At 66.0% G+C, this 17,757-nt stretch carries 15 protein-coding genes and 1 pseudogene; 10 read left to right on the top strand and 6 right to left on the bottom strand.

All coding sequences use genetic code 11. The annotated features are described in order from the left end of the window. Nucleotides 1–58 precede the first annotated feature (58 nt). The gene (locus F7R02_RS01200) at nucleotides 59–946 is read left to right on the top strand and encodes a DMT family transporter (RefSeq protein WP_005933172.1); all 888 of its coding nucleotides are present in this window, start codon (nucleotides 59–61) and stop codon (nucleotides 944–946) included. Between the two features lie 67 nt (nucleotides 947–1,013). On the opposite strand, the gene F7R02_RS01195 is transcribed toward F7R02_RS01200, so the two are convergent. Then, nucleotides 1,014–1,985, bottom strand: a complete 972-nt coding sequence (locus F7R02_RS01195) for a peptidylprolyl isomerase (protein WP_005933175.1) — start codon at nucleotides 1,983–1,985, stop codon at nucleotides 1,014–1,016. A gap of 70 nt (nucleotides 1,986–2,055) precedes the next feature. After that, nucleotides 2,056–2,298 carry a DUF378 domain-containing protein gene (locus F7R02_RS01190; RefSeq protein ID WP_003487614.1) on the bottom strand — a complete coding sequence of 81 codons (243 nt, stop codon included), beginning with the start codon at nucleotides 2,296–2,298 and terminating at the stop codon, nucleotides 2,056–2,058. Nucleotides 2,299–2,794: 496 nt separating this feature from the next. Here F7R02_RS01190 and F7R02_RS01185 point away from each other — a divergent pair. Further along, nucleotides 2,795–2,973, top strand: a pseudogene (locus F7R02_RS01185) (DUF1328 domain-containing protein); the annotation flags it as partial. A 91-nt stretch (nucleotides 2,974–3,064) separates the two neighbouring features. Here F7R02_RS01185 and xopN read toward each other — a convergent pair. Continuing rightward, nucleotides 3,065–5,266, bottom strand: coding sequence for a type III secretion system effector XopN (gene xopN / locus F7R02_RS01180; RefSeq protein WP_078591171.1), 2,202 nt, complete (start codon nucleotides 5,264–5,266; stop codon nucleotides 3,065–3,067). A gap of 597 nt (nucleotides 5,267–5,863) precedes the next feature. Here xopN and F7R02_RS01175 point away from each other — a divergent pair. Further along, nucleotides 5,864–6,211: a hypothetical protein gene (locus F7R02_RS01175; RefSeq protein WP_015463410.1), complete on the top strand. Its 348-nt coding sequence runs from the start codon at nucleotides 5,864–5,866 to the stop codon at nucleotides 6,209–6,211. Nucleotides 6,212–6,641: 430 nt separating this feature from the next. On the opposite strand, the gene F7R02_RS01170 is transcribed toward F7R02_RS01175, so the two are convergent. Continuing rightward, nucleotides 6,642–7,091, bottom strand: a complete 450-nt coding sequence (locus tag F7R02_RS01170) for a DUF4442 domain-containing protein (protein ID WP_003487622.1) — start codon at nucleotides 7,089–7,091, stop codon at nucleotides 6,642–6,644. Between the two features lie 329 nt (nucleotides 7,092–7,420). Continuing rightward, entirely contained in the window at nucleotides 7,421–8,281 is an 861-nt protein-coding gene (gene trxA, locus F7R02_RS01165) for a thioredoxin (RefSeq protein ID WP_078591172.1), read from the bottom strand. A 206-nt stretch (nucleotides 8,282–8,487) separates the two neighbouring features. On the opposite strand from trxA, the gene F7R02_RS01160 reads away from it, so the two are divergent. The 6 genes from F7R02_RS01160 (at nucleotide 8,488) to rsfS (ending at nucleotide 15,424) form a co-directional block, all read left to right on the top strand. Then, nucleotides 8,488–9,105: a DUF998 domain-containing protein gene (locus F7R02_RS01160; RefSeq protein ID WP_005912928.1), complete on the top strand. Its 618-nt coding sequence runs from the start codon at nucleotides 8,488–8,490 to the stop codon at nucleotides 9,103–9,105. Nucleotides 9,106–9,172: 67 nt separating this feature from the next. After that, the gene (gene leuS, locus F7R02_RS01155) at nucleotides 9,173–11,815 is read left to right on the top strand and encodes a leucine--tRNA ligase (RefSeq protein WP_078591173.1); all 2,643 of its coding nucleotides are present in this window, start codon (nucleotides 9,173–9,175) and stop codon (nucleotides 11,813–11,815) included. Between the two features lie 577 nt (nucleotides 11,816–12,392). Further along, nucleotides 12,393–13,037 (top strand): LPS-assembly lipoprotein LptE, encoded by a 645-nt coding sequence (locus F7R02_RS01150; RefSeq protein ID WP_005912936.1) that lies wholly within the window; start codon nucleotides 12,393–12,395, stop codon nucleotides 13,035–13,037. 22 nt (nucleotides 13,038–13,059) lie between these two features. Then, nucleotides 13,060–14,088: a DNA polymerase III subunit delta gene (gene holA, locus F7R02_RS01145; protein ID WP_003486816.1), complete on the top strand. Its 1,029-nt coding sequence runs from the start codon at nucleotides 13,060–13,062 to the stop codon at nucleotides 14,086–14,088. After that, a complete protein-coding gene (gene nadD, locus F7R02_RS01140; protein ID WP_033481585.1) occupies nucleotides 14,085–14,954 on the top strand; it encodes a nicotinate-nucleotide adenylyltransferase in 870 nt (289 codons plus the stop codon). The genes holA and nadD overlap by 4 nt, the downstream gene beginning before the upstream one ends. Before the next feature lie 56 nt (nucleotides 14,955–15,010). Further along, nucleotides 15,011–15,424 carry a ribosome silencing factor gene (rsfS, locus tag F7R02_RS01135; protein WP_005912943.1) on the top strand — a complete coding sequence of 138 codons (414 nt, stop codon included), beginning with the start codon at nucleotides 15,011–15,013 and terminating at the stop codon, nucleotides 15,422–15,424. A 157-nt stretch (nucleotides 15,425–15,581) separates the two neighbouring features. Here the strand turns inward: rsfS and F7R02_RS01130 are convergent, their stop codons facing one another. Then, nucleotides 15,582–17,117 carry an alkaline phosphatase PhoX gene (locus F7R02_RS01130; RefSeq protein ID WP_078591174.1) on the bottom strand — a complete coding sequence of 512 codons (1,536 nt, stop codon included), beginning with the start codon at nucleotides 17,115–17,117 and terminating at the stop codon, nucleotides 15,582–15,584. Nucleotides 17,118–17,238: 121 nt separating this feature from the next. Here F7R02_RS01130 and rlmH point away from each other — a divergent pair, with 121 nt between their 5' ends. Then, nucleotides 17,239–17,709 carry a 23S rRNA (pseudouridine(1915)-N(3))-methyltransferase RlmH gene (gene rlmH / locus F7R02_RS01125; protein WP_078591175.1) on the top strand — a complete coding sequence of 157 codons (471 nt, stop codon included), beginning with the start codon at nucleotides 17,239–17,241 and terminating at the stop codon, nucleotides 17,707–17,709. Nucleotides 17,710–17,757: the final 48 nt, after the last annotated feature.

Genomic DNA, 17,757 nt, shown 5'->3' with positions numbered 1-17,757 from the left:
TGCCCGCTGCTGTCTTCCGCCGTTTCATCCCCGCATGGCGGGGTTCGGGAGCACGGTCATGAGCGCCCAATCGTCGGTGCAGCCCGAGCTTGCGGTACGCCAATGGCGTACGCCGCTTGAGCTTGGTTTTCTGGGAGTCGTGTGGGGCTGCTCGTTTTTGTTCATGCGCGTGGCCGCGCCCAAGTTCGGCACCGTGGTGCTGGTGGAAATTCGCCTGGCGCTGGGTGCATTGGTGCTGCTGCCGTTCCTGTGGCTGGCGCGCGAACGTTTTCCGCTGCATCGCTGGCCGATGCTGGCGGCCATCGGTGTGCTCAACTCGGCATTGCCGTTCCTGCTGTTCGCCTGGGGCGCGCAACACGCACCGGCCGCAGTCGGGGCGATCTGCAATGCGATGACGGTGTTGTTTACCGCGCTGATCGCCTTCCTGTTTTTCGGCGAACGGATCGGCACGCGTCGCGCGCTGGCCTTGCTGGTGGGGTTCATCGGCGTACTGGTGCTGGCCACCGGCAAATCCGCCGGTTTGAGCGTCGGGCCGGCAGCGCTGGCTGGCGCGACTGCTTCGCTGCTGTATGGCATCGGCTACAACCTGGTGAAGCGCCATATGGGCGATTTGCCGCCTGCTGCGTCGGCGGCGTCGACCTTGGGCTGCAGTGCGCTATTGCTGGCGCCATTGGCCTGGTGGCAATGGCCGACCACGCCGGTGCCGGCGGCGGCGTGGGCCTGCGCCATCGCATTGGGCGTGGTGTGCACCGGGCTGGCGTTCTTGATGTATTACCGGCTGATCCAGCGCATCGGCCCGGCGCGTGCGTCCACGGTGACCTATCTGGTGCCGGTGTTCGGCGCGCTGCTGGCATGGTCGCTGCTGGGCGAACCGCTCACCTGGACCATGCTGGTCGCTGCGGTGCTGATCCTCGGCAGCGTCGCCTTCAGCCAGCGCGCCCGCTGACTGAGCGCGCTCGTCGTTCCGCAGATGTCCGAAACCGGTTCTGCTTTGCCGATTCCCGATTCCCGATTCAACCAGTAGGCGGCACCCGCACCGGCAACGGCACATTGCACAGGTCGATGTGCCCGGCCGGGCGCTTGTAGAAATCGTCCTTGCGGTTGCGGCGCGCTTCGACCACATCGCGGAAGGTCTGGCTGTCGGTACGCAGCAATTGCAGCGGTGTGCGCTCGGGCGCAGGCACTTCGCTGGCCAGCCGAATTGCGCGGATCGGTGCGCGTTGCGCGGGGTCTTCGTAAAAGCCCATCGGGTCGGGACCGCGTGGCGTGACGCTGAGCAATTCCATGCCTTTGACCACACGCCCGACCACGGTGATGTTGCGATCCAACTGGCGCGGCGATTGCCCCGTGACCACATACAGTTCGGCGCCGATGCTGCTGTCTTCGTCGTTGTTGCGGCCCGCGCCCAGGGTGCCGTAGCAATGCGCCAGCCAGGTCTTGCCGGTGGTCGTGTCGCGGCCGACCGGGAAGCCGTCGACAAAGCCCACCTGCGGCGCCCAGCCATCGCTATCGGGCAAGCGCTGGAAATCCAGGCCCTGCGATGCGCGTTCGAATTCGGCCGGCAGATGCGTCTTGGCCGAGCCGAGCGATTTGGCTTTGGCTGGCGTCTCGCCATCCGGGTCGCCGAACTGCACCACGAAATTGTCCTGCGAGCGATAGATGCTCAGCCCGTCCCAGAAGCGCTCATGCGCCAGCGTACCGATGTTGGCGACGTGCTCTGGCGCGAATTGCGGCGCCAGCTCGATGATGACCCGCCCGGCATCCAGTTCCAGGTACAGGGTGCGGTCCGGATCGAGCACGCGCCACGCACTGGCCGGCGAGCTGTCGAGAATCTGTTGCGGGCTACGGTAAGCCGCGTTGGCGGCTGCGGGTAACAGCAGGGCGAGCAGGCAGGCAGAAGCAACGGTGCGCAGGGGCATGAAGGCAGCCAGCAGGGAGGTGCCTGCGATTCTTGCCGACCACGCGCCCGGACGCAAAGCATGCATCGCATGGCATGACGCCGACGCAGTGCGCCGGCGTCATCCCGAGATGCGAAGACCTGCCGCAGGCAGGAGGTTACGGATTGTTGCGCACGTGCGGGCTGGTGTGATGCTCGGCAGTGTCATGGTTGTTGCGAAACAACGGTACCAGCTGCCACAGCGCAGAGATGCCGACCAGTGTGTAGACCACGCGCGACAGCAGCGCGTCCTGCCCGCCGAATAGTGCGGCGACAAGATCGAACTGGAACAGGCCGACCAGCCCCCAGTTCAGGCCACCGACGATAAGAAGCACCAGAGTGATGACGTTGATCGTTTTCATGAAAGCATTCCATGTGGGTTGGGAGACCCCAGACTCCGCATGCCCCAGCGAGCGGCCCGTGAGCGTCGCCCACTTGCGGTGCGCTTTGCACACATGTCGCTCACAACCGCCTGACCTGCACGCGGTGTCGGCGCGCCCAGGCAACGGTCGCCAGCCGCACGAGCGCCGAATGATCGATGCCTTGGCAGACCGGAGGCGATCCGACCCCAGATCGGGGCGATATCGCATCGTTCACCGTCGAGGCGAACGATGCAGCGGCATCCATCGTCCGCCTGACGCTGCCTCTGATCCGGCACTGAGTCCGCTTCGGCGTCCGCCCTCCAGCGCGGCTGCCAAGAGAGCAGCACACTCATCGACATCGACATCGACATCGACATCGACAACGACAACGGATAAGGCCGAGTCCGGTGCGGCGGCTGGCTTCGCACGTTTCCGGAATCGTTCCGGCGAGCGAAACAGCGTGAGCGACACTCCGACCGCTGTGAACTGGCGTTTGCATCCGTCGACTGCGAGGCGTGATGAAGCCGGCAGTCGAACGGCCTTCGCACACTGCAGTAAGGTGTGCACCTGCGCTGCGATGAATAGTCGGGCGGCTCCACAATCGCGGCATCTATCGAACAGAGTCCGCATCGGGACCACGCTGTCTGCGTGTCGGCAGTGCGTGTGGCTTGCGCTTTGCCGATCGATGGCTTCGTCCAGCGCTCGGGGCACGTCATCCGGCATGTTGCAGAGAGGCAAAGCCTTCGCAACATGCCGGATGATCACCTCACATCAAGTCCTTGGCGTGTTTGCCGGCCATGCGGGCGAACTGGTGGAGTTCCATCCCCAAGTCCCGAGCACTCTTGGACCGCGTTATCTCGTTGCTCGTCTGCCCCAGCCTCGATCGGTTCGGGCTACTCGGGGCCGAAACATGCTCCCGGCGCGGCGGTGCCGCCCTGGATGTCGATGGTAAATCCTGTGGCTGGCTGGAAGAGGTGCTTGCCTCCTGCGCAGGCAACGCTCTTGCCGCTGCTAGCAGCGCTTCAACATCATTGCCATCCAACAAGGCGTTGATTGCCTTGCTGGCCTTGGTCGCACGGCGCTGGGAGAGCGTTTCATGCATGGCGCCCATGATTCCGCGGCTGACCTGCTCCCGCAGCCCGATGTCGGTGCTTCCCTCGCGACGGTAGTTCTTGATGGTGATGGCGGTGTGCTGGTTCAGGGCGCCAACGGCGGCCATGCCCCCGGATATCGCCGAGACCGCCAGGCTTTCCCCGACCGGAACATTGCGGGTCCCGCCCTGGGCGGCCGAAACGAGTTTGCTGATCACCGAGGATGCGGCGCTGCCCAAAAAGACCAGATGGAACATCTGGCCGATGCGCTGTGCGGTTTGCGCGGTGAACTCAAGATAGTTGTATTTCTTGGCGATATCGTTGAACAGCTGCTGCGACAGCACGGATTTTTCGGCACCGACAAGCAGCTTGGATGCGGTGCCGTTCGGGTCGATTTCGTCGAGCCTGCCCTCACGCAAAGCCTCAAGGTCGTTGCGCAGCAAGCGCAGGTCCTGCATTGCCTTGCTGGCGTCGCCGGCTTCGATGTCGCGGTCGTCTGCCGTGATTGCGCCGTGCTGCGCATCCTCTGCTGTCACCGCATCCGCCAGCAGCTTCTCCAGCTCGGCGACCCCGGCGGTGACGCGCTTGACCAGGGCTTGGGTGGGCGACTGGATCAGGCTGCGTAGTTTGTCGGCCTTGATGTCTTCTGCGCTGACCGCCGCGCCGCTGGTCAGCTTCTGCTTGCCTGCGGCGGTCAGTACATCGGCGTACAGGAGGTTGAGCTTGTTGTTGGCTTCCTGCTTGGCCTGCTCGTCGAAGCCGGCGGCCACATGTTGCGCAGCGGTCATCAACATCGCACCAACTGTCTGCGCCGTCGGCGACAGCGCACGCATCGCGCCTGTCTTGCTGAGCAGGCCCAGCGTGCTGGCCACCGGCGAACGCAAGATGCGGGGAATGGCCTGCCAGCGGTTGCCCTGCCACTGGCGATCGTGCGCGCCCTGGGTCATGACGAAATCATGCTGGGCCTGGTGCAGGTCCTTCTCTGCTGCCAGCAAGGCGTCGGCTGCCGCCGCACGTGCGTCACTTGGGGAATTTGGGTCACGCTGAATCTCGCGAAACCTGTCGCAGGCGTTGGCGAACGTTTCGATCTTTTCCTCGAGGGCGCTTGCCAGTTCGGGGAGCCAGTGCTTGTCATTGATCTGCTTCTTGTCCGGCACGATGACGTGAGCGCCGTGTTCGCGAATCGACTCGCATAGGCTGACAACCGCCGATTGTTGGCCGGCATTCACAGGTGCGGCGACCAGCATGGTCGCCAGGCCGAACCCAGCACCGGCCCACGGTTGGCGTGTCGCATAGTTGATCCACGGCGAGACGATGTACTGCATGGCATTGGTGAGGAAGCTGCCGCTCGGGTTGGGCAGGCCGGAGAGCAGCGCGGTGCGTCGCAGCGTGGCCACGTCGTTTTCGTTCAGCCCCTGCGCCTTGTACCAATCGATCACATCGTGTTCGCTGATGCGGCTGACCAGGTCCGCATGCGTGGCCGCGCGTGCCTGCGCACCCGTGGCGCCGGGCGATTTCATCGGCCTGAGCCTGCTGATCAGATCGGCCGCCAAGTCCGGTGCGATTGCGCGTGCATTGTCCGAGGCCAACTGCTGACGAAGCCGTGCCAGCGTCGCCCTGGTTGCAGTCGATGAGGTGACTGGTTGCGGAGCGAGGGCCTGTGCGTCTTGCTCGGGCCTGGCTAGCAGCGCCTCTAACGTGGTTCCGCTACTGCGCCTGACGGGCGCGCGCCCAAGTGGGCTGAGTGCGGGATCAGGCGAGGATTGGTGGGTAACCCCCGCAGAGGTGGAGAGAACGGCGAGCTCTGTTTCCTGAATCTCTTGCGAGTGCGTCCTCGCACTGCGGCTGGCCGGATCGACGGATGCAGATGACTTCATTGGATATATCTCCTGACGTGTATACGGCAGATAGATTGCTTGCGTACCAGACGATTGGTGCGCATCGCATGGATTGCATCGCAGATGCCGTGGAACCTCCCTCCCTTGGCGAAGTTCCTGGTGCAATCCGGAGCCTGCCGGTATTGATGGAAGCGAAGTGGTGAATGCACTGCGCGAAAATTGAACTACCAGACGCGCATGCCACCTGTCTGTACAGCAGATTTTCTATCGCCGTACGCGAACCAAATCAGGTTCCGCAACGGCGCTTGGTACGCAATCAATGTTTGGTGCGTGATAGAAGGGCGGTTTTTAATGCACTGGAATTCGGCGATCGGCCCGTCCCTGTCTCGTCGGCAATATCCAAGATGCGCGTCCATGGCGAGCAGGTCGTCGCGGATGCATGCCATGGCGCTGGGCTTCGGGATGGCCGCACCGAACTGCGTGCGAAGCGCCGGTCATTCGAGAGTGGTATGGCCTGAGGTGCGGAAAAAATCTGCGGCCACTACAGCCTTGATAGCTGACTTGAGTAAACAGGCAAGTTGGATCAGGAGCGCGCCATTGCGGCGGCCGAGCAGGACAGAACGATCTCACGCGCCTTTGCAGAAGCTCGCCGGGCCCTTGGACACGGCGCTTGGCTTGCTTTGGCCGCAGGCCCAGGGCGAGCTGGCGCGCGCCATGGAAGAGGGCATGGGCGTGCCTGTGCCGCTCAGCCCCGACGTCGGCCGATTGCGCGATGCGTTGCAGCAGCTGAGAGGCCAGGTGGCTGCGCAAGCAGTCTCGATTGCGACCATCGACGATGCGCTTGGCCGGCTGGCCGATCTCCCCGTCGCGGTTGAAGGCGAAGGCCGCGCGGTAATCGCAGAATCGTCTGCGCAATTGAACGCGCTTGGCGCGGCTTTGCGTCAGAAGGAGGGGCTGCAGCAGTGGCAACAGGGTAGACCTTGAGCGCCGCCCAGACGCGGGCCTGGCCAGGGCCATCACCAAACGCAAGCGCTATGAGTTGCAGCTTGGACTGAGGCCCGTAGCGCCTGCGTCAGCTCGTCGTTATCTGCATGCCGGCACGCAGGCTTGTCTCTGCGCAACGGGTTCCACGTGAATGCCGCCTACGGCCTGATACGAAACCGATGTGCGTTGCGCGACAAGTGCAGCAATGGGCCAGCACGCTTGCGGCTGCGGGGGAGCGACTATCGCTGCTCACATCGCAAAGGTTCTGCGCGTTGCTGCTGCGGCATTAGCACTTGGTCATGAGGGCGTGCAGGTGTCTCGCTCCGGCATCATCCGTTGCGTGAGCGGCGGGTCGAGCGAAAGGCGGCGGGTCGAGCGAAAGCATGTAGCGTCGGATCAGCTGGCGTGGCAGCGATCACTGCCGTCATCCTCAACGTGCCGGCTTGCGTTTGACGTAGAGCTGCTTGCGCACGCGTGCCACCACCTCGCCGTCCCGGTTATGTACGTCGTTCTCGAACCAGCGCAGATGTTTCTCGCCGTTTGCAGTGGCCTGGCGCAATTGCGCCAGCACGCTGTCGTCGATAACGAAATCCGCCGTTACCGTGCCGCGCCCGGGCTTGACGAATTCGATGCTGCCGGCCTTGTCCCACACATAATAATCGCGGCCCAGGTTGTGCATGGTCAGCAGCATCCAGAACGGGTCGGTCATCGCAAACAGGCTGCCGCCGAAATGGGTGCCGACATAGTTGCGATTCCACGGGCGCTGGCGCAGCTCCACCCGCGCAAAACGGTAGTCGGCCGAGAGCACGGTGACGTGGATGCCGGCGAATAAAAACGGCGGCCATAGATTGATGCCTAACTTGAATAGCGATGCGCGCATGCGGGCCTGTTTCCTTGGCGAGGGAAGTGCTCAGCATAACATTCGCATGCGTATGGAGGCTTTGCCGCATGCCGACATCGAGGCGGTCGTGTTCGTACTGCAAGCCCGGTCCAGACGGTGTGTCATCTCCGGTTCGCAGTCGCATGGTGTGCATTGCCGCTTTGTGCACACCGGGCAAGAGCCCACCGTGGTGGTGCAGCCTTCGTAGGAGCGGACCTGGCCGCGACGGCGCGCTCCCGGGAATACCTTATCGGGGACTGGCGAGTACCCCCTGGTCGCGGCCGGGTCCGCTCCTACGTGTCCGTGTGGCGCCGAAGCGCCATCGGCTGTCAGAACACCAGCGCCGACATCTTGCGACGATAGCGGCCGACCAGATCTTCGTCCTCGATCACACGAAACGCATCGATCAGGCTACGGCGCGGCAGGTTGTCGTCGAACGTGCGGTCCTGCCGCAGCATTTCCAGGAACTGCTCCAGCGCCGCTTCGTCGTTGCCGTCGAGCAGATGGCGCACGCCGAGCAGGTGACGCGCGCGCAGGTCGGCGCTGTTGGCATCCACGGCGGACTGCAAGGTGCCGGCGTCCGCGGCGTCCTTGAGGACACTGGCAAAGCTCAGCCGCGCCTTGGCGCGCACCGCGCGGTCGTCGGTGGCCAGGTTGGCGGGCAGGGCGTCGATCAACCGCTCGGCCTCGGCAGTGTCGCCGGTCTTGAGCAGCGCCAGCGCCAGGTCCAGCTTGAGTTCGTCCTTGTCCGGCTCGGCAGCGATCGCCTCACGCAGCGCCGCGGCCTGCGCCTGCGGGTCGAGCGGCGCCAGCGGCACGTCTTCTTCGGCCACCTGCGGTTCGGCCGGCAGCACGCCGTGCTGGCTCAGGAATTCGCGCACCTGGCCTTCCGGCATCGCGCCGGGGAAGCCGTCGACGATCTCGCCGCCCTTGACCAGGAATACCGTCGGCACCGAGCGGATCTGGAACGCCGCAGCGATCTGCTGTTCCTTGTCCACATCGACCTTGCCCAGCTCGAACGCACCGTTGTACTCGCCGGCCAGCTTTTCCAGGATCGGCGTCAGCGACTTGCAGGGGCCGCACCAGGTGGCCCAGAAGTCCACCAGGACCGGTGTCGTCAACGATTTCTGCAGGACCTCGGTCTCGAAGGTGTCGGTGGTGGCATCGAATACATGCGGCTTGTCGGACATGGGCTTCCAGAAGTTAAGTGCGGCAACAGTGGGAGGTAATGGTGGCAAACGCGGCTGACACAAGCCTAGCCGCGATGACCCGCGCACGTGCCCGGGTCAGGCGCCTTCCGCATGGCCGTGGCAGCGTCAGGGGTTCACGCCGCGCCCGACCGGCACGACAATGCCGCGTTCTGGTGGCGCTTCGCGCCCCGAGTTGGAGTAAGCCAATGGCAACCACCGAGCGCGCACAGCGCTACATGGGCCTGATCGCCGCAACGGTTTTCGTGCTGGCGCTGGCCGGTTTCGGCGTCACGCTGCCGGGCTATCTGCAGGCCAGCCATCCGGTGGCGCTGCTGGGCGCGCAGGGGGTGCCGCATGCGCTGGGCTTCAATCTGGTCGCCTTCGTGCTGGTGGGCGCGCTGGGCATGGCCACCGGGGTCAGCCTGCTGGCGCGCATGCCGCCCAAGGCGAGCTGGAGTCTGCGCGTGGGCGGGCAGTTGATCGTGCTGGCCGGCCTGGCCTTTCTGGGCATGGGCATGTTGCCGCTGGACCCCGCCGATCTGGATGGCCGCGCCAGCCAGGCCCACGCCACCGCCTGGTTGTTGTGGGCCGTGGCGTTCGTGCCCGGTATGTTGTTGATTGCCGCCGCGCTGCTCAACGATGCCACGACCCGCAGGCTGGCCTGGTTGAGCCTGGCGGCAGGACTGTTGGTGTCGGTGCTGGCATTCGGCCCGCCGGGCCTGGTTCGCCAGGCCATTGCGCAACGGCTGGCGTTCCTGGCCTGGGTCGGCTGGCTGGCAGTGGCGGGCTGGAGCTGGCCGCAGAAGCCGGCCACGCTGCGGTAACGGTTTGGTCCACCTGCTGCACTGCGGTACCCTGTACCGCTTTGCACCGCCCGAGCATCCGCTCCCAATGTCCACCGTCGAACCGAACGTCTACGACCCGCAGCAGGTCGAAACCTCCGCCCAGCAGTTCTGGGATGCCACCCGCGCCTTCCAGGTCGACGAGAACTCGGAGAAACCCAAGTTCTATTGCCTGTCGATGCTGCCGTACCCGTCCGGTGCGCTGCACATGGGCCATGTGCGCAACTACACCATCTCCGACGTGGTCAGCCGCTACAAGCGCATGACCGGCCACAACGTGCTGCAGCCGATGGGCTGGGACGCGTTCGGGCTGCCGGCGGAAAACGCTGCCATCAAGAACAAGACCGCGCCGGCCAAGTGGACCTACGCCAACATCGAGCACATGCGCGCGCAGCTGAAATCGCTGGGCTACGCCATCGACTGGTCGCGCGAGTTCGCCACCTGTACGCCGGACTATTACGTGCACGAGCAGCGCATGTTCACCCGGTTGATGCGCAAGGGCCTGGCGTACCGCCGCAATGCGGTGGTGAACTGGGACCCGATCGACCAGACCGTGCTGGCCAACGAGCAGGTCATCGACGGCCGCGGCTGGCGCTCCGGCGCGGTGGTGGAAAAGCGCGAGATCCCGCAGTGGTTCCTGCGCATCACCGATTATGCCCAGGAACTGCTCGACGGCCTGGACCAGCTGGACGGCTGGCCGGATTCGGTCAAGACGATGCAGCGCAACTGGATCGGCCGCTCGGAAGGGCTGGAAATCCAGTTCGACGTGCGCGACCCCGATGGCGCCACACTGGACCCGTTGCGTGTGTTCACCACCCGCCCGGACACGTTGATGGGCGTGACCTTCGTGTCGATCGCCGCCGAGCATCCGCTGGCGTTGCACGCGGCCAAATCCAACCCGGAACTGGCCGCGCTGCTGGAAACGCTCAAGCACGGCGGCGTGTCAGAAGCCGAGCTGGAAACCCAGGAAAAACGCGGCATGGCCACCGGCCTGACCGCGGTCCACCCGATCAGCGGCGAGCAGGTGCCGGTGTGGGTGGCCAACTTCGTGCTGATGGGCTACGGCACCGGCGCGGTGATGGCCGTTCCCGGCCACGACCAGCGCGATTTCGAATTCGCCAACAAGTACGGCCTGCCGATCGTGCAGGTGGTCAAGCTGCGCGAGCCGCGCAACGAAGAAGAGCAGACCTGGGATGCCACCCACTGGCGCGATTGGTATACCGACAAGAGCCGCGAGCTGGAGCTGATCAATTCGGCCGAGTTCGATGGCCTGGATTTCGGCGGCGCCTTCGAAGCACTGGCCGAGCGCTTCGAGCGCAAGGGCCAGGGCCAGCGCCGGGTCAATTACCGCCTGCGCGACTGGGGCGTGAGCCGCCAGCGTTACTGGGGCTGCCCGATTCCGGTGATCTATTGCGCCAAGTGCGGCGCAGTGCCGGTACCGGAAGACCAGTTGCCGGTGGTACTGCCGGAGAACGTGGAATTCTCCGGAACCGGTTCGCCGATCAAGACCGATCCGACCTGGCGCCAGACCACCTGCCCGGACTGCGGCGGCCCGGCCGAGCGCGAAACCGATACCTTCGACACCTTCATGGAATCGAGCTGGTATGTGGCGCGCTACACCAGCCCGAAGGCACGCGACATGGTCGACCGCCGCGCCAATTACTGGATGCCGGCCGACCTGTATGTGGGCGGTATCGAGCACGCGATCCTGCACCTGATGTACTTCCGCTTCTATCACAAGCTCATGCGCGATGCGCGGCTGGTGGACAGCGACGAGCCGGTGACCAATCTGCTCACCCAGGGCATGGTCATCGCCGACACCTTCTATCGCGATGCCGACAATGGCGGCAAGGACTGGATCAACCCGGCCGACGTCGAGATCCAGCGCGACGAGCGTGGTCGCGTCACCGGCGCGGTGCTGATTGCCGACGGCCAACCGGTGCAGATCGGCGGCACCGAGAAGATGTCCAAGTCCAAGAACAACGGCGTGGACCCGCAATCGATGGTGGCCAAGTACGGCGCCGATACGGTGCGGCTGTTCTCGATGTTCGCCGCGCCGCCGGAGCAGTCGCTGGAGTGGAACGAGGCCGGCGTGGACGGCATGGCGCGCTTCATGCGCCGGCTGTGGGTGCAGGTACACAAGCATGTGGGCGAGGGCACGGCGGTCGCGCTGGATGTCGCCGCATTGAGTGCCGAACAAAAGGCGATCCGCCGCAAGACCCACGAAACCATCGGCAAGGTCGGCGACGACTATGGCCGCCGCCACAGCTTCAACACCGCCATTGCCGCAGTGATGGAACTGTCCAACGCGCTGGCCAAGTTCGACGACGCCAGCGAACAGGGCCGCGCGGTGCGCCAGGAAGCGCTGGAAGCGATGGTGCTGCTGCTCAATCCGATCACCCCGCACGCCAGCCACGCGTTGTGGCAGGTCCTGGGCCGTGGCGAGACGCTGCTGGAGAACGTGGCCTTCCCGCAGGCCGATGCCAGCGCGCTGGTGCGCGATGCGTTGACGCTGGCAGTGCAGATCAACGGAAAATTGCGCGGCACGATCGACGTCGCTGCCGACGCGACCCGCGAACAGATCGAAGCGCTGGCGCAGGCCGAGCCGAACGCCGCCAAGTTCCTCGAAGGCCTGAGCGTGCGCAAGATCATCATCGTGCCGGGCAAGATCGTGAACATCGTCGCCGGCTAAGTCGTGCTGGTCCGGCGGGTTGCCTTCGCCGGTCCGGGCAATGCGCCGGATCGGCGTGGCAACGGGGTTGTATGGTGGCGGGGCGTTCCAGCGCGCATGTGTGTGCTGACGCGGTCAGGACGCATCGGTGATGTTGCCGCTGTGGCTGCTGCACACCGCACCGGCGTGCGATGTGCGGGCGTGCCGTTGCGACGGCTCTGGTCATGCACTGCGTGGGCGCGCGGCAACACCGAAGGCGAGAGGTGATCGGCGCGAAGCGCCAGGCGTCTGCGGCGTTTGTTCCATCAGTGCGTGACGACGCGCTGCTGGGCTTTTTAGGGAAACCACTGCATCGGCGCGTGGCGTGGCTTACGTGGGCACGGCTTTCGTTTTCGACACTGCCCTTCGCTGGCGCGCACGGGCGCGTGGGGGAGTTTGCAGCGGTTTCTGACCATCCGTTTCACTGGCGCGTGGCGACGCGTTTTTCATTCCTGGGGCGCCGCAGTTTTTCGCGGCGCCCTCTCAAGCCCCGTTCACGCGGTCTCGGGCAGGCTAGCCGCCTGTTGCCGCCGCCGGGGCGCTCATCCAGACTGTGCCCATGATTCGATTTCCTACTGCCTTCGCTGCGTCCCTCGTGCTCGTCTCGAGCCTCACCGCCTGCGGCTTCCATTTGCGCAATGCGCTGGCGTTGCCGCCCGATACACCGGCGGTGAAGGTGCAGTCCGCCGTGCAGTACAGCGAGCTGGCCAAGCTGTTGCGGCGGGGTCTCAAGGCCTCCGGTGCCACGCTGGCCGACGATGATGCCAAGACCGGCTTTGCGCAGGTGCAGGTGTTGTCCGAGCGTTGGGGCGATCTGCCGATCGCCATCGACAGCCAGGGCCGTGCACAGGAATACAGCCTGCGCTACGCGGCCATTTTCACCGTCACCACCGCCAACGGCTCGGTGCTGGTGCCGCAGCAGGTGATCGAGCTGTCGCGCGATTACGTGTCGCCACCGGTGGACGCCACCGGTACGGCAACCGAGCGCGAAATCCTTGCCGACGAACTGCGCAGGGACATGTCGGCCTCGATCCTGCGCCGTATCGACAGCGTGGTGCGGGCACGCCTGCAGCGCGGCGAAGGTCTGGAGAGCACGCCGACCGCGCCATTGCCGCCGGCCCCGACGGCGCCAGCGCAGCCGACCACGACGCCCGAATCCAGCGTGCCGGCCTCGTTGCCGCCCGCGCCCACGTCGGGCAATTAAGCCGCGCCCCGCGTTTCCGGTCATGGAACTTCGCCCAGAGCAGCTGGCCGGCCAGTCCAGCCAGCCATTGCAGCCGGTGTATCTGATCGCCGGCCCCGAGACCTTGCGTGTGCTTGAGGCCGCCGATGCGGTGCGCGCGCGCGCGCGCGCCGAAGGCATCGGCGAACGCGAAGTGTTCGATGCCGATGGCCGCGAGTTCGACTGGAATCAGCTTGACGCCAGCTTCAATGCGCCCAGCCTGTTCAGTCCGCGCCGCCTGGTCGAAGTGCGCCTGCCCAGCGGCAAGCCCGGCAAGGACGGGGCCGAGGTCATCAGCCGCTTCTGCGCCAACCCGCCGCCGGACGTGGTGCTGCTGATCACCGCCAACGACTGGAGCAAGGCGCATCACGGCAAGTGGGCGGAGGCGGTCGGCCGCGTCGGTACCATCGCGGTGGCCTGGGCGATCAAACCGCACGAACTGTCCGACTGGATCGAGCGCCGCCTGCGCGCGCACGGCCTGCGCGCCGACGCCGCTGCCGTGCAGCGCCTGAGCGAGCGGGTGGAAGGCAACCTGCTCGCCGCCGCGCAGGAAATCGACAAGCTCGCCCTGTTGGCCGACGGCAAGACGCTGGATCTGGAGGCGATGGAATCGCTGGTGGCCGATGCCGCGCGCTACGACGTGTTCCGGCTGGCCGAAACCACTTTTTCCGGGCAGCCGGCCGCGGTGATCCGCATGCTTGCCGGCCTGCGCGGCGAAGGCGAGGCGGTTGCCGCGCTGATGCCGATCCTGATCAAGGAACTGCTACGCACCGCGTCATTGGCGAAGGTGCAGGCCAACGGCGGCAACCTGGCTGCCGAAATGAAGGCACAGGGGCTGTGGGAGTCGCGCCAGGCGCCCTTCAAGCGCGCGCTGCAGCGTCACCCCGAACCGCACCGCTGGGAACGCTTCGTCGCCGAAGCCGGGCTGGTCGATCGCATGGCCAAGGGCCGCGCCGACGGCGATGCCTGGGTTGGTCTGGAACGCCTGCTGGTGGCCGTGGCCGAAGCCCGCGCGGTGAGATTGTTGGCGTGAAGGCTAGGGACGCCGGGACCCGGGACCCGGGACCGGGGAGCCGGGAAGGGCAGGGTGACCGGCAGCGAGCCCATTCCGACCAGCTTGCGCAGGCCAGCCCTGCAATCAGCGCTTCCGGATCGCAGGAACAGCAACGCTCCCATCCCGACCACGTTGCGGACCCCGGCTCTTCCGATTCCCGAATCCCGAATCCCGATTCCCAGCTCCATCTTTATTACGGCGGCACCTTCGATCCGATCCACCTGGGCCATCTGGCCATCGCCTGCGCGGCGCGCGACGAACTGGGCGCGTGCGTACGGCTGGTGCCGGCTGCCGACCCGCCGCATCGTCCTGCACCCGGTGCCACCGCCACGCAACGTGCGCAGATGCTGAAACTGGCGCTGGCCAACTATCCAGGGCTGCAACTGGATAGCCGCGAACTGCAGCGCGCCGCGCATTGCGATGCGCCGTCCTACACGGTCGATACCCTGCGCGGGCTGCGTGCCGAACTCGGCCCTGCGGCGCCGATCGCCTGGTTGCTCGGCGCCGATGCCTTCGCCGGGCTGCACCACTGGCATCAGTGGGAGGCGTTGTTCGGGCTGGCGCATTTCGTGGTTGCCGCCCGACCGGGCACACCATTGACGCTGGCCGACGCACCGCAGCTGGCCACGGCGGTGCAGGGCCGCTGGGTCGCCGGCGCCGACGAGCTGCTCGGTGCGCCGGCCGGCCGCCTGTATCTGCTGCATCAGCCCCTGCGTGGCGAATCGGCCAGTGCGGTCCGGTCACGCATCGCCACCGGTGCGCAATGGCAGAGTCTGGTGCCGCCGCCGGTGGCCGGAATGATCCAGCGCGAAGGCCTGTACCGCAGCGTCCGCCCGGCTACCTGAACACGCGTCCGGCCGGACCGGCCTATAATTCACGCCAATTCCATCGAGTTGCCGCTTTGACCAGCCAAGCCCAAGTCATCAAGACCTCCCTCCCGAACCCGCCGCCATCCGTGCCGGCCCTGTTGGCGACCGTGCGCGAGGCTGTCGAAGAACTCAAAGCCAAGGACGTGGTCGAGATCGATGTGCGCGGCAAGTCCAGCGTCTGCGACTACATGGTGGTGGTCTCCGGCACCTCCACCCGCCACGTCAAGTCGATCGCCGACGAAGTGGTCAAGTTCGCCAAGCGCCTGGACGTGATGCCGCTGGGCGTGGAAGGCGAGCGCGAAGCCGAATGGGTGCTGGTCGACCTGGGCGATGTGGTGGTGCATGTGATGCTGCCGCGCGTGCGCGAGTTCTATGCGCTGGAGCGTCTGTGGACCGTGGGCGATCAACGTCCGTCCGACGAAGACGAGTCCGACGAACTGCGCTGAGTCTGCGCAGGCGCGCCGCAGGCGTGCAGAGTCAACAACGGCGCCCTTGGGCGCCGTTATCGTTTGGGACGTTCGCTGCGCAATCGGCCGGCGTCGTGCATTCCTCAGCCACGCGCTGTTCGGGGCATGCACACCGCCGGCGCGTGGCGCCATGCGGTTACAGCGGTCCGCGTTCCCACGGCCCGGTGATGGCCAGGGTGATGCCCGGCGTCTGGATGTTGACGAACAAGGTGCGCGCCAACGGGTCCCAGCACGCGCCGCAGAACTCGGTGTCGCGGTAGTCGCCTTCGGCAATGGTCTTGCCGGCATCGGCAATCTGCTGCGAGGTCAGCTGTACGTTGTTCTTGGCCAGATAGAACGACTGGCCGTTGCGCGTCAGGCCGAGCAGACGCGCGCCAGGGCCGTATTCGTCCGGGCTTTCGCCGCCGTCTTCGCACAACACCACGCCGCCGCGCGCACTCACCGTCACATTGTCCGGATTGTGCGCGGCCAGCTGATTGCCGCTGACGAACAGCGCGCTCAGGCGTTGGGTAAACAGGTCCAGCACCCACACCGCACCGTTGCCGTAACCGCGACGACCCTGCGCATCCACGCCGGTGCTGGTGTCGACGATGAACATCTTGCCGTAGCTGTACCAGATGCCTTCGCCGCGGCTCATGCGCAGCGCGCCATCGGCCCAGGCCTGTGCGAACGGGCCGCTCAGGGTGTCGTTGGCGCCGATATCGGCAAAGCCGGCCGGTGCGGCGATGCTGTCCAGGTCGGGCTCGGCAATATCCACCCATTCCAGTTGGAACTGCTGGCCGATGCCGGCCACGGTGAGGTCGGCATTGCGGCGGCCGCGCACGCGCGCGGCCTGCAACCGCCCGCCGTTTTCCAGTGAACCATGACGGCCGCGGCGGTCGTTGGGAATGAAGCGGTACAGGCCGGCCTTGTTGCGGTCGTCTTCGGTGAGATAGACGATACCGGTGCGCGGATCGACCGCCACCGCTTCGTGGCTGAAACGGCCAAGTCCCACTAGCGGGCGGCCGGTGGTGCGGTGGCTGTCCGGGTCCACCTCGAACACATAGCCATGCTTGCGGCCGGTGCTGGAGACCGCATTGGTCTTGATCTCTTCGCAGCTCAGCCAGGTGCCCCATGGCGTAGGGCCGCCGGCGCAGTTGACCAGCGTGCCGCCCAGGCTCGGCTCCAGGCTGCCCCAGCCGCGCCGGCCATAACTGAGCGTGGTGGTGCCGCCGCCGGCCTGCTGAGTACCGCTGACGGTGCCGGTGTCGTACATCGCCGGGGCGCGGAGCGGGCTGCCCGCGCCGCGTTCGTGGTTGCGGATCAGCACGTATTCCAGGCCGCGCAGCGGGTCGCTGCCGGGACGCCAGTCGGGTCGGCGCAGGCCGACCACGGCCATGCCGTCATGTCGGTCGGGGCAGGGCTGGCCGTCGTCCATGCGGTCGCCGCTCCAGCCGAACGAGCGATAGCTGAAACCCTGTGGCAGCTGCAGCAGCGGCAAACCGGTGCTCTGGTCGGCGACCGGGGCGAGTGGGCCGTACCGGCTCGGGACCGGTGCAAGTTGCGTGGAGGGCGAGGTGGCGGCCTGGGCCTGGCGCGACTGCAACGCGCTCAAGCTACCAAGGGCGCCGGCGGCCATGACGGCAGCACTGCCCTTGAGAACCTGGCGGCGGGCGGGATCGAAAATCGGCATCGAACGACTCCTGCGTGGCTGGGTGGTCGGGCGACACTAATTGCCAGCTGTAACCACACCATGACACGCAGTGACAAATCGCCGCGGGCTGCCCGGGCTGTGACGCGGATATCATGTCGCCATGAAATGCCGACTCATCGCTACCGGCGAGCGCGCACCGAGCTGGGTGGCGCAAGGTTTTGCCGAATATCAAAAGCGTCTTTCGCACTGGATGCCGCTGGAGCTGGTCGAGATCGAACCCGGCCTGCGCGGCAAGGGCCGCGCTGCGCAGCGCGCGACCGACGACGAAGGCCGCCGCGTGCTCGCCGCGCTGCCGAAAAACGCCTACGTGGTGGCGCTTGATGTGCCGGGGCGCCCGCTCAGTTCCGAACAGCTCGCCCAGCGCATGGAGCATTGGCGCGGGCAGGGCCGCGACCTGGCGTTTCTCATCGGCGGCCCGGAAGGCCACGCGGCAGAGGTGCTCAAGAGCGCCAGCGAAAGCTGGTCGATCGGCCCACTCACCCTGCCGCACATGCTGGTGCGCCTGATCGTCGCCGAGCAGCTGTATCGCGCCGCGGCGATGCTGGCCAACCATCCGTATCACCGCGCATAGGAGCGGCTGACGAAACGTGTGTGCAGCGCCATATCGATGCGGCGGCTG

The organism is Xanthomonas cissicola, from assembly GCF_008801575.1.
GTDB lineage: Bacteria > Pseudomonadota > Gammaproteobacteria > Xanthomonadales > Xanthomonadaceae > Xanthomonas > Xanthomonas cissicola.
This window is presented reverse-complemented; position numbering and strand designations above follow the sequence as displayed.